General features: G+C 38.2%; 13 protein-coding genes and 2 pseudogenes. 8 read left to right on the forward strand and 7 right to left on the reverse strand.

Annotated features, from left to right (window positions below; genetic code table 11):
• The first annotated feature begins 120 nt into the window (after window positions 1-120).
• Window positions 121-519, forward strand: coding sequence for a rhodanese-like domain-containing protein (locus NF867_RS04045; protein ID WP_252586279.1), 399 nt, complete (start codon window positions 121-123; stop codon window positions 517-519).
• 46 nt (window positions 520-565) lie between these two features.
• Here the strand turns inward: NF867_RS04045 and bla are convergent, their stop codons facing one another.
• From bla to NF867_RS04060, 3 genes and pseudogenes are all read right to left on the reverse strand, one after another.
• Window positions 566-1,300 (reverse strand): BlaB/IND/MUS family subclass B1 metallo-beta-lactamase, encoded by a 735-nt coding sequence (gene bla, locus NF867_RS04050; protein WP_252586280.1) that lies wholly within the window; start codon window positions 1,298-1,300, stop codon window positions 566-568.
• Window positions 1,248-1,522 (reverse strand): annotated as a pseudogene (locus NF867_RS18440) (helix-turn-helix domain-containing protein). The gene bla and the pseudogene NF867_RS18440 overlap by 53 nt, the downstream one beginning before the upstream one ends.
• Window positions 1,523-1,566: 44 nt before the next feature.
• Window positions 1,567-2,274, reverse strand: a complete 708-nt coding sequence (locus NF867_RS04060) for a class I SAM-dependent methyltransferase (protein ID WP_252586281.1) — start codon at window positions 2,272-2,274, stop codon at window positions 1,567-1,569.
• 86 nt (window positions 2,275-2,360) lie between these two features.
• On the opposite strand from NF867_RS04060, the pseudogene NF867_RS18445 reads away from it, so the two are divergent.
• The 3 genes and pseudogenes from NF867_RS18445 to NF867_RS04075 form a co-directional block, all read left to right on the forward strand.
• Window positions 2,361-2,468: pseudogene (locus NF867_RS18445) on the forward strand (LysR family transcriptional regulator); the annotation flags it as partial.
• Between the two features lie 19 nt (window positions 2,469-2,487).
• Window positions 2,488-2,733, forward strand: coding sequence for a LysR family transcriptional regulator substrate-binding protein (locus NF867_RS04070; protein WP_252586282.1), 246 nt, complete (start codon window positions 2,488-2,490; stop codon window positions 2,731-2,733).
• Between the two features lie 83 nt (window positions 2,734-2,816).
• The gene (locus NF867_RS04075) at window positions 2,817-2,993 is read left to right on the forward strand and encodes a hypothetical protein (RefSeq protein WP_252586284.1); all 177 of its coding nucleotides are present in this window, start codon (window positions 2,817-2,819) and stop codon (window positions 2,991-2,993) included.
• Window positions 2,994-3,222: 229 nt separating this feature from the next.
• On the opposite strand, the gene cls is transcribed toward NF867_RS04075, so the two are convergent.
• A complete protein-coding gene (gene cls, locus NF867_RS04080; protein ID WP_252586285.1) occupies window positions 3,223-4,704 on the reverse strand; it encodes a cardiolipin synthase in 1,482 nt (493 codons plus the stop codon).
• A gap of 129 nt (window positions 4,705-4,833) precedes the next feature.
• Here cls and NF867_RS04085 point away from each other — a divergent pair, with 129 nt between their 5' ends.
• From NF867_RS04085 to NF867_RS04100, 4 genes are all read left to right on the forward strand, one after another.
• Window positions 4,834-5,244 carry a BrxA/BrxB family bacilliredoxin gene (locus NF867_RS04085; RefSeq protein WP_252586286.1) on the forward strand — a complete coding sequence of 137 codons (411 nt, stop codon included), beginning with the start codon at window positions 4,834-4,836 and terminating at the stop codon, window positions 5,242-5,244.
• 229 nt (window positions 5,245-5,473) lie between these two features.
• Entirely contained in the window at window positions 5,474-6,187 is a 714-nt protein-coding gene (locus NF867_RS04090) for an MORN repeat-containing protein (protein ID WP_252586287.1), read from the forward strand.
• A gap of 218 nt (window positions 6,188-6,405) precedes the next feature.
• A complete protein-coding gene (locus tag NF867_RS04095) occupies window positions 6,406-7,068 on the forward strand; it encodes a FadR/GntR family transcriptional regulator (RefSeq protein ID WP_252586288.1) in 663 nt (220 codons plus the stop codon).
• Between the two features lie 68 nt (window positions 7,069-7,136).
• Window positions 7,137-8,381: an MFS transporter gene (locus tag NF867_RS04100; RefSeq protein WP_252586289.1), complete on the forward strand. Its 1,245-nt coding sequence runs from the start codon at window positions 7,137-7,139 to the stop codon at window positions 8,379-8,381.
• Between the two features lie 46 nt (window positions 8,382-8,427).
• Here the strand turns inward: NF867_RS04100 and NF867_RS04105 are convergent, their stop codons facing one another.
• The 3 genes from NF867_RS04105 to folP all read right to left on the reverse strand — a co-directional run bounded on the left by NF867_RS04105 (window position 8,428) and on the right by folP (window position 11,842).
• Window positions 8,428-9,942: a carbon-nitrogen hydrolase family protein gene (locus tag NF867_RS04105; RefSeq protein ID WP_252586290.1), complete on the reverse strand. Its 1,515-nt coding sequence runs from the start codon at window positions 9,940-9,942 to the stop codon at window positions 8,428-8,430.
• A 154-nt stretch (window positions 9,943-10,096) separates the two neighbouring features.
• Window positions 10,097-10,894 carry a diadenylate cyclase CdaA gene (gene cdaA / locus NF867_RS04110; protein ID WP_252586292.1) on the reverse strand — a complete coding sequence of 266 codons (798 nt, stop codon included), beginning with the start codon at window positions 10,892-10,894 and terminating at the stop codon, window positions 10,097-10,099.
• A gap of 87 nt (window positions 10,895-10,981) precedes the next feature.
• Window positions 10,982-11,842, reverse strand: coding sequence for a dihydropteroate synthase (gene folP / locus NF867_RS04115; RefSeq protein ID WP_252586293.1), 861 nt, complete (start codon window positions 11,840-11,842; stop codon window positions 10,982-10,984).
• Window positions 11,843-12,019 lie beyond the last annotated feature (177 nt).

Here is a 12,019-nt window from a genome sequence, read left to right on the forward strand (position 1 = left end):
CAATAAAGTGCTGAAGTTTTACATGAAAATTATTAATGCAATGCATTAAATCTTTTCGTTTTTATCAAAAGTATGATGCGTATAGTTTTGTGCTATTCACAAACTTAAAACAATTAGCATATGAACGAACAAATTAAACATTATGGAAATAAACTGGCTTTTGAAATGGACCCTTCTGATTTGTTCGAAGCCTTAAACAAGGGAGAAAAGATCATTCCTTTAGATGCTCGAAAAGCTTTCGGCTATGAAGCTGAACATATTCCCTCGGCAATCAATATTCCTCATCGCGAAATGAATTTGGAAACTACCCAACATTTAGATAAGGATGTATTATACGTTACCTATTGCGATGGAATAGGCTGTAATGCGTCAACAAAGGGTGCTTTAAATATGACTAGGTTGGGCTTTAAAGTGAAGGAGTTAATTGGAGGAATTGAATGGTGGAAGTTTGATGGCTATGCCACCGAAGGAACCAAAGTAAAAACAGAAAACGGGCAAAAAAATCAATGTGCCTGTTAAGATTAGAGGCACTAACTATTTTCAATGTTAATGCCTCTAAAATCTTTTATTGCTTATCAGGTTTATAATCCTTCAAAAGCTGAAGTGTGTAATCCAGACTTTTAGGATTCTCCCAGCTAAAATGTCCGGGAATAACATACTGCGGATCGGGACATTTATTCAATACATTTTTTACACTAGTGGGCCAGGCTTTAACATCTGCATCAGCCACATTTCCTAAGTCAGGACTTTGGGTACTTTTCACAAAGCAGCCTCCATAAAGTATCTTCTCCTTAGGGAACCAGATCACAATATTGTCTTTGGTATGACCTGCTCCGGGATAAACAGTTGCAAAGCTATACTCTCCAACCGTAAAGGTAGTGTCGGCATTAAAGTAATACTGCGCCTGTTTTTCATTGTGGGTTTTACACAAGTCGTAGGTTTGCTTTGAGGTATAGGTTTTAACACGTTGTTGTTTTAAGAATTCCAACCCTGCAGTGCGATCCGCGTGATAATGGGTTGAAATGGCCAACACCACTTTCTGATGATGTCGTTTTTCAATGCTATCGAGCAAAGGTTGAAATTGGGTTGAATCCCAAGGAGTATCAAACATTACCAGACCGGCTTTAGTCAGCAGATACATGCTATTTGATGGAATAATAGTACCTCCAAAGTTTTTGTAAGTTGTGTAAACATAAAAATCACCGGTAAGGTGAGTGATTTTTAAACCTTCGGCAGGTTTTTGCTGATTAAAGCAAGCTAGTAGAATGGAAGAAAATGCCAGTGTAATTAAGGTTTTCATGGTTAAAAGTAAAAAGTTTACCTATCAGCAAGATAAGTAAACTTTTTAGTAGAGAACCAGGCTCATATTCATCTATGAATTCCAGTATGTCTCCGGGCTGGCAATTCAAGGCTTTGCAATTGCCTCAAGCGTACTAAATCGAATTGCTTTTGCCTTACCTGTTTTCAATATTGAAAGATTGGCCAGCGTTATATCCCGTAATGTTAAAAGGCCTGAATTCAATGTTCAGGCCTTTTAAAAATTATCTAAAAATCACTTTGTTGGTATTATTTAATTCCCCCAAAAGCTCCAAAACACATATTCTTATGCAAGATCTCAACACTGGTAAAGCCTACTTTTTTCATCAGATCCAACTGATAATTCATTGATCGGGGAGAGTCTTCTTTGGCAACATAATCAAGCACCTTTTGCCGATATTCTTTACCACCTATACTCTCCAAATAATCACCATAGCGTTCCCAGGTATACTCGTTTAAAAATTCGGTATCTTGAGTAATTAAGTCCGAAATCATTAAACAACCTCCGGGTTTTAATAATTTATACAATTTGGTAAAGGTGGTTTCCCAGTCTGTATCATCACGTAAATGGTGCAAAACAGCTCCTGCTAAAATTATATCATACTGATTATCGTTTAATTCAGCCTCACGAATATCACTTTGAATAACATCCACCTTGCCGTTTGTTTGTGCCGATACCCGTTCAAAAGCCTTATCCAACATTGGTTTGCTTAAGTCAACCAATGTGCAGTTCAGATTAGGTAATTTAGAAAGCATCATCAAGGTATAATTCCCAGCTCCGCAACCTATATCCAATATAGTTGAGGCATTAGGCACAATGCGTTTTGCTGATTCAGTAATTAACTCCAACGAAACTTTGGCATCAATGGTCGACAACTGACCGGTATCTAAATTGGAGAAACGTTCCACATCATTGTCAAAGCGTTCCCTGATTTCTGCTACTGTTGATTTATTCATATGCGATTTGTTTAAGCAAGAGTAGTAATATCGTTTATGACTTAAAAATACTTATTTTGTCAATTAACAATACCTATTAAGTATTTATGGAGTTAAGGCATTTAAAGTATTTCCTGGCATTGGCAGAAGAATTAAGCTTTGTGAAAGCCGCTGAAAAGCTTTTTATTTCACAGCCACCGCTAAGCCGGCAGATCGCCCTATTATTACGATACTTTGCTACAACTTTGCGCCAGTTATGGTTTTGTACCACAAGTGGTGCACGAATCGAAAAACGTTAGTTCTATTCTTCAATTAATAAATGACGGATTGGGAGCATCCATACTTCCAACGAGTTTTGTTAAGAACAACTTAAAAGAGGAATTGGGATTTTTAGAATTGACTTCTTCAAATCAGTCTCCGCAAGAGTCTCCATCTGTAATATCTGAGAAAGCAATTGATTTCCTGAAAAAGCGATCATAGGAATTGTTTTTTCATGGTACCTATAAAAAACAATTCGTTCGACTATCTCCCCACAAGATAGCCGAACGACAAAAATTTAATATATGAAAGGGTCAATAGGCGAATTTTCGTTTCACATTATTGATAGTCGAACCATTGCCGAGCAACAGTCAAAAGTAGAGCGTACCGATTATGCTAATTCCGAGAAAGCGCAGGACCTGTTTCAAAAGGGCAGCCCTTTTGCTTCATACATTTTTAATAACAGTCAACGAGTAAACTAGTACTACTCTTTAACCTGGTTGTAATTTTTGCGTTTGCAGTATCCCAAAGCTCCCGCTTATCTAAAGTCCTAATTTATAATTTTATATGACATTTAAAAACGATAACTAAAATTTAAGCGAACAAAACTGGCTTTTAATAACTAACGATCTGATTGATTGGTGGTTATTTTTTTCGATTCTGTGAAGCCTAAAATAGGACAATAAATTTCCAGTCGCTAAAACTGATTCTCTATAAAATAGGGGATAATAATCGACACAAGGATTCGAAAAAATGCTTGAACCAACGTCGTTTATGCCAATAAGCGGTAGATATTTCCCGGCTCAGGCTTAAATCGTTCATAAAGGCTTGCTTTAGCTGGGTGTTGATATCCTGGTCAAAAACAATGGCATTCACTTCAAAATTAAGGTCGAAACTTCGGATATCTATGTTAGCGGTTCCAACCATAGAGATCAAATCGTCAACAACCATTGTCTTAGCATGAACAAACCCTTTTTGATACCTGAAGATCCTAACTCCGCACTCCAAAAGCTCTTGATAGTATGATTGGGAAGCTGCATTGACAAATTTTGAATCTGATTTACCTGGAACCAATAATCGTACATCCAACCTACTTAATGCCGCATTTTTTAGTGCGTTCACAATGCTTTCATTTGGGATAAAATATGGAGTAGTGATGTATATGCAATGCTTTGCGTTATTTATTGCCGACAAATAGCTAAGCATGATGCTGGCCCTGTCCGAATCGGGGCCACTAACGGCCGTTTGAACCATTTGCTTTCCAACCAGTTCATGGTCCGGGAAATATTCGCGTTGAAAGAACAGCTCTTCTTCACAGCAAAAGCTCCAGTTTAGGGCAAAGAACAACTGCAATGACCGAACCGATTCTCCTTCAATCTTTAAATGAGTGTCTCTCCAGAAAAGTTCATTATTGGTTCCAACATTAAGGTATTTGTCGGAAAGGTTAATGCCTCCAACGAAACCCACCAAACCATCTATAACCACAATCTTTCGATGATCACGATAATTTTGACGGTTAGATAACAACGGAACATGAATTTTATAAAAAGGAATAGCCTGTATGCCAGCTTCTTTTATCTGCTTTAAAAACTTTTTACTCAGCGAGCATCCAAAGTCATCATAAATTAACCGAACCTGTACTCCCTGTTGGGCCTTTCTAATCAATATTTCAAAAAGACGGTCCACAACATGACCCTCTTCAATAATATAATACTCGAGATGGATATGATGGGTAGCCTTTTCCAGGGCTTCAAACAAAGCCGGAAACTTCTCTTCTCCATTTATCAACAGGCTTACTTTATTATTATCGGTTAATGGGAAACGCCCTTCATAAGTTAGCAATCTAACCAATCGTTCGTAGTCCTTCAACTCCTCCGAATTATCTTTTAAATTTTCTTCGGTAAGCTGATAAACATAGTTGTTGATCCGTCGTTGAAGTTTTTCATCTTCCAGGGCTTTTAAACCGTAGAGCTTTTTCTTCCTGTAGTTTTCGCCAAAAACATAGTATATTACAATGCCAACAACCGGCAAAAGAAAAAAGATAAGGAGGTAGGCCATGGTTTTTGTCGGGCTCCTGTTTTCGGAAATAACAATTACCGAAAAAACAAAGGCCACTAAATAGCCTACGGCAAGAAACAGGGTAGTAAACGGAATTTGATGCCAGATTTCGGTAAAAAAGTTTCCCAATTGCATTAGCGATAAACAAAATAGAACACTAAAATAGAAATTTAGAAAACGGGTCTAAAGGTTTTTGACAAAACAATTACGTCAACTTTAAGTTATTCCTATTAATTTTGTATCAATTATCAGACTTATAAGATTATGTACCCAGAATACATGGTTGCGCCGATGCGCGAAGAATTAACCAATGATGGTTTTGAGCAGTTAATGACCGCCGATGATGTTGAAAAGGCACTTTCATCAGAAGGAACTGTGTTTGTAGTAGTAAACTCTGTTTGCGGTTGTGCTGCAGCAAATGCTCGTCCGGCAGCTCGTTTAGCAGTTAAAAATGGTAAAAAACCCGGTAAGATTGTTACCGTTTTTGCCGGTATGGAAAAAGATGCGGTTGATAAAGCCCGTTCATTTATGTTGCCTTATCCTCCATCGTCGCCTTCAATGGCCTTATTTAAAGATGGAAAATTGGTTCACATGATTGAGCGTCATCATATTGAAGGCCGTCCGGCTCAAATGATCGCCGAAAACCTGGTAGGTGCATTCGAACAATATTGCTAAGAAACAGTATTTAAATAGAAACTAAAGCCGAAGAATTATCTTCGGCTTTTTTGTTATAAGATCTTTTATGCTGAACATAAACGCTTTACACTCAACAAAATAGATCAGGAAGCACGAAGAGCGGTTGAATTGTTTTTTTAATTAATTTTGGCCTCGGTATCTACTTCTAAAAGCTCTCAAATTTGGAAGGAAAAAAGAACCGTTACAGGAAGTGAAAATTTTTAAAACCATGCAAATAAAAAAAGCCAATTTAGGATTCCTCCTTATGATAATTATCCTATTTATTACTAAAGGATCAAAAGCTCAAACTGATACATGCCGCGTACTTCTTGATAAGATCTCAAATGAGTATAAAGGAAGTTGCCTAAATGGATTAGCCGATGGAAACGGTAAAGCTATTGGTGCGGAGGATGTTTATGTTGGAGAGTTTAAGGACGGTTGGCCTGATGGAATAGGTACCTATACGTTTAAGAATGGGAATGTTTATGAAGGGTTTTGGAAGAGAGGAAAAAAGGAAGGCAAAGGGAAGTTTTCGTATAAAATAAATGGCAAGAAGCAAGTTATGACAGGATACTGGAAAAATGATGAATATGTTGGGCCTGCAAAACCAACTACAACAGACGTTAGCTACAGAGTAACTTCTTCTTCAGGTATCTTTAATTATACGATTGATGAAAATTTAAAAGTAGATGAGAATGAAAACGAGATCTTGTTTTCGATTAAAAGTGCCTTTACAGATTACCTTCCTTCTGATTTAAAGGTTGAAAACTCATCGGGGCAATTTTTTCAGAATGGTAAGAAATTTGGAATACGTAATCATTTCTATCCTCTGCAGTGTGAAATAAGCTATACTATCCTGGCTGGAGATGCCAGAAAACAATGTCGTTTTATCATAGAAATATTGAAAAAAGGGAAATATAACGTTAAGATCAATAATGATTAATTAAAACTTTGGGGCGCATCAAATTTGTTGGTGCGCCTCAAGGTTTCACTTCCTATCAATTTAGTTGTAGCCTGATAAGAAGGCATTTCGAAGTTGTTGACTGACCACAGTACTACAAAATCTCCTTTTCACATCTTTTCTGATCATCGTAATAGTAACCAGCTTTTTACTTGCATCTTTTTTCATTTTGCCCTAATTTACACTCATCAGATGATACGATGAGCGATACGATAATCAAACGCAAAAGCTTAGCCGATGAAGTGGCGGACCGGATTAAAAAGTTGATCTGTTCGGGAGATTATATGATAGGAGATAAGCTGCCTACGGAACCTGAGCTAATGCAAAAATTTGGTGTTGGACGTTCCTCGATAAGGGAGGCGGTGAAAATCTTAACGCAAAAAGGCATGCTTCGTGTTCAGCAGGGAACGGGAACCTTTGTTGCATCGTTAAGTGGATCAAACGGTATGCTTTCCAACTGTTTGGAGAAGGCACGTTATGAAGAAGTAAACGAAGTTCGCTTTTTACTTGAAGAGAAAATTGTTGAAAAAGCAGCACTAAACCGTACAGATGCTGATATCGAAAGGATCAGAGAAAGCCTGCTTAAGCGTAAGCATTTTGCTGAAAGTGGGGATGTTGCGGGATGCATTCAGGCGGATATCGATTTTCATACAGCTATTGCTGAAGCAGCTCAAAACTCGATCTTACTGGAGCTGTATCAAACTGTAGCTAATCACATGAAAAAGGCACTAGCGGAATTGCACAAAAACACACAGGCTTTTATCGACTCGCAAGCCATTCACGAAGCCTTGCTGCAGGCCATCATTGATAAAAAAGAAAAAAGAGCCATTAACCTGGCAGAGAACATCTCGAAACACAAATAATACTTTTCATAAATGATTGTCAGAGAATAAATGTAATCCGACAATTAAACATTAAAACATCAGATGATATGACCAATTTAAACGCTCAAACCGAAACACTGGAACAAGAACCTGTAGAGATAGTCAAAACAACCGCCCAAAGTACTGTATATTCTATATTGCTGGCATTAAGTTTTTCACATTTACTTAATGATACCATGCAATCGCTGATACCTTCCATCTATCCTTTGGTAAAGAATTCTCTTAAGTTAAGCTTCAGTCAAATCGGATTAATTACTTTATGCTTTCAGCTTTCTGCATCTATACTTCAGCCCTTGGTAGGACTTTATACCGATAAGCGTCCACAGCCCTATTCATTAGCCATAGGCATGACCAGCACACTAATCGGTTTGGTAAACCTTGCATTTGCCCACAGTTTTCCAATGGTTTTGGTTTCAGTTGCTATGGTAGGTGTAGGTTCAGCTATCTTTCATCCCGAAGCCTCTCGTTTAGCCCACATGGCGGCAGGCGGAAAGCACGGAATGGCTCAATCCTTATTTCAGGTAGGAGGTAATGCAGGCAGTTCTATTGGACCATTACTGGCAGCCGCTATCATTGTTCCTTTCGGACAGGTGAATATCATTTGGTTTTCTCTCGCTGCTCTATTGGCGATTGTTGTAATGCTAAATATTAGTAAATGGTACAAGCAAAACGCACATCGTATTCAAGCTAAAAAGAAGGCTGTTAGTCATGAGCATATGCCTAAGCTTTCACGGGCAAAAGTGATCTTCTCTGTAGGAATTCTGTTGGTGCTTATTTTCTCGAAGTACTTTTACATGGCTAGCATGACCAGCTATTACACCTTTTACCTGATGGATAAGTTTCACTTGTCGGTACAAACTTCGCAAGTTTACCTGTTCATCTTCCTGTTTTCGGTTGCTTTAGGAACCTTTATTGGTGGCCCCGTAGGCGATCGAATTGGGCGTAAATATGTGATTTGGATATCGATCCTGGGTGTAGCACCGTTTTCTTTATTGCTTCCGTATGCGAATCTTTTCTGGACAGGTGTATTAAGTGTATTTATAGGGATTATCCTTTCGTCGGCATTTTCAGCCATTTTAGTATATGCCCAGGAACTTATACCGGGTAAAGTGGGCATGGTTGCCGGGTTATTCTTTGGTTTTGCCTTCGGGATGGGGGGAATTGGCTCCGCACTCTTGGGTCGTTTAGCCGATAGTACCAGCATTCAACATGTGTATCATGTTTGTGCATTTCTGCCTTTAATAGGTTTGTTAACGGCATTTCTGCCCAATTTAAAGAGAAGTCAAAAATAAATACTCTAAAACAGCACGTAGTGAACTCAACCTTACGTGCTGTTTTCTATTTCCATTTAAGTTCGTACAGATCCTTTCTCCTGTCGTTTAAGGTTCTTACAGATCCGTAATAGTGCAATTCGTTTAATAAAGTGAGATCTAAATCAGCTACTACAATGGTCTCGGTGTTAGGGGTAGCTTCTGCCTGAATAGCGTTAACAGGAAAAGCAAAATCGGATGGGGTAAAAATCGCCGACTGAGCAAACTGCAAATCCATATTATTTACTTTAGGCAGGTTTCCCACATTGCCGGCAATGGCTACAAAACATTCATTTTCAATAGCCCTGGCCTGTGCACAAATTCGTACCCGGTTATAGGCATTTTGGGTGTCTGTTAAAAAAGGAACGAACAAAATTTGCATACCTTCTTCGGCCAATAAACGGCCTAGTTCCGGAAACTCCACATCATAACAAATTAGCATACCTATTTTGCAAACATCTGTTTGAATAACAGCAACTTTATCTCCTCCAGTAAAAGCCCATTCACTTTTCTCAGCAGGAGTTGGGTGTATTTTGCAATAGGAGTCAACTGCCCCTGAGCGCTGCAAGCAATACGCAGTATTGTATAGCTTACCATCAACTAGTTGAGGCATGCTGCCTGCAATAATATTTACATTGTATGAAACTGCCAGCTTTGATAAGTTTTCCACTAGCTCATCAGTAAATGCAGCTAAGCTTCTCATTGCTTCATTGGGTGCCTGGTTATTGAATTTGCCCATTAGTGGGGCGTTAAACAATTCTGGAAACAAAACAAAATCAGAATGATAATCACTAACTGCATCAATAAAGTACTCCATATGTATTAGAATCTCTTTAATGCTGTTATATGGACGCATCTGCCATTGTACAATGCCTATGCGTATGTAATCGCGTCGAAGGAGCATCTGCTGATCTGGATCATAAAAAGCGTTATGCCAAATCAGTAGGGTAGCATATCCTTTTGATTCATTGTCATAAGGCAAATAATTCTTAAGTACTTTTTTAACCCTAAAATCATTTGAAAGCTGAAAGCTCAGTGTGGAGTCGTAGATCTCTTTTTGCGTTACTTTTTCAATATATTCCCGAGGAGTCATTGAGTCAGCATATTCATGATACCCCGGAATTCTACCTCCAGCAATAATCCCTTCTAAGTTTAAGCTTTCACATAAAAACTTACGAGCATCATAAAGCCTTCTCGCCAATCGGAGGCCTCTATAATCAGGATGAATAAAAACTTCTATGCCATAAAGAGTATCGCCTTTGGCGTCATGTGTATTAAAGGTATAGTTTCCGGTTATTCGCTTATAATCATGTTTGTCGCCATATTTTTCATAAGGGACAACAATAGACAAGGCACATCCAACTACCTGGCCGTTCATGGTAACACAAATTTGCCCTTCCGGAAATTTTGAAATTAACCTTTCAATATCTTGCCTCGACCAATGATAACCACCGATGGCTTCATAAGCGACAATCATCGAGTCTTTTAATTGCAGATAATCATCGGCAGTGAGATTGCGGACTTCAACATTAGTAGCATCCATAGCGAGGGCGTTTTACTATTTAAGCTACAAAAAAACAAGCAAATGAAGGTTTTATAGGAGGTTAATTTTATGACAAAAGGCTCCAATAAGGGTGAATATGAATGGACTGCCAACATTTTTCCAAACAGAGGATTAATAAATCTCTATTGAAAAATTACAATAGATCCTTACGAAGATTTTTCTCTAAATCGTGCAGGGAAATATTTGATTTGATCTTGCCCTGACGCGCATACGCAAGGTTGCCGGTTTCTTCCGAAATAACAAGGGCAACAACGTCGGCTACTTCCGAAATTCCTAATGCTGCACGGTGGCGCAAGCCCATGTAAGGAGGGAGCTCCTGGTTATCAGTTAATGGCAAAATACAAGCTGCGGCCATCACTTTTCCTTCACAAATAATTACCGCTCCATCATGCAATGGGCTGTACTTATTAAATATTGATTCGAGGAGACGTTTAGAGACTGTGGCGTCTATTTCTTCACCATTTTTATAGAAATGCTCTTCCTCAGGATTTTTGGCAAAAATGATCAAGGCTCCCGTACTGTTTTCTTGCATTGATTTGCAGGCATCCAAAATTGGTTTTAGTTGAGCAAGCTCCGCTTCGCGCTGAATGGTTTTATTGCGTACGAAGAAACGATACCAGTATTCGTTCCGATAAAGTTTAAAGTTTTTTCCGATCATCAGTAAAAACTTTCGGATCTCAGGCTGAAAAACGATAATAAGCGCAATTACACCCACTTGGAAAAATCCATTGAACAGCAGAGTGAGCAGCCTCATATTTAATGATTTTACCAACAGGTAAAACAGGTAAATAAGGAGATAGCCAATAAGTATGTTTATAGCAATAGTTCCACGAAGAAGATTATAAAACAGGTAAATTAGGATAGCTACCAGTAGTATATCAATCAGGTCGAATATGCCGAAGTTAGAAAACATTAAATCGAATGATTCCATAGTATGTTTGTTATTTTATAATTGACCATGGTAATTGATTTCATCATCAGTTAGTATGAAATTGACAATTTATCAATTTTCCCATTATCAATAACTTTCATTAAGCTGCAAAAAGATCTTGCGTACCTCAACAGCCTCTTTTACGTCGTGAACGCGCAAAATGTTAGCTCCGTTTTGTAACGATACCATATTTAAAACGGAAGTTCCGTTCAATGCGTGTGAAGCGTCCACTTCCAAAAGTTTATAGATCATTGATTTGCGTGATATACCGGAAAGGATAGGTAGATCAAAAAATTTCAGCTCACTCAAATGTGCCATTAACTGATAGTTCTGTTCGAGTGTTTTGGCAAAACCAAAACCCGGATCAAGAATAATATCATGCAGGCCTAACATTCTTAGCCTATTCACCTTTTCGGCAAAATACTTAATAATATCACTTACCAGATCGTCGTATTTAGTAAGCTTCTGCATTGTGTCAGGCGTGCCACGCATATGCATTAAAATATACGGAACCTGCAAATTAGCAGCAGTTGCAAACATGTTATTATCGAGTTCTCCTCCAGAAATATCATTGATTATTGCAGCTCCTTCCAATACCGAAACCCTGGCAACTTCAGCCCTGAAGGTATCGATCGAAAGTATTGCCTGTGGAAATTGCTGTTGAATGGCTTTAAGGATTGGACGTAATCGCTCAATTTCTTCCTGTTCCGAAACATCGGCAGCTCCAGGGCGGGAAGAATATGCACCAATATCAATTAGATCGGCTCCGTCTATTAAGAGTTGCTCGCAACGACGAAGAGATTCATCTATTGAATTGTACTTTCCCCCATCAAAAAAAGAATCGGGTGTAATATTCAGAATACCCATCACTTTAGGTGTCGACAGGTTAAGCAAGCGACCGTTACAATTAAGGGTTGTTCGATTATTGAAGAAGGTGTTTTTGCGCATTGAAAGGATTGTTCACCGACTAAATTAGTTATTTGAATTGATATAGGTTAAAGCAATGTTACTAATGCACTATTCTACTTAGTTAAATTCTGAGCTTAATCTGCTGACTAGTATCTTTTTACAATTGAAACAAAATGTTATAAATCTTTATTCTAATTACTTTTATTTAACTAATTA

This window comes from Solitalea agri (assembly GCF_023914155.1).
Classification (GTDB): Bacteria; Bacteroidota; Bacteroidia; order Sphingobacteriales; family Sphingobacteriaceae; genus Solitalea; species Solitalea agri.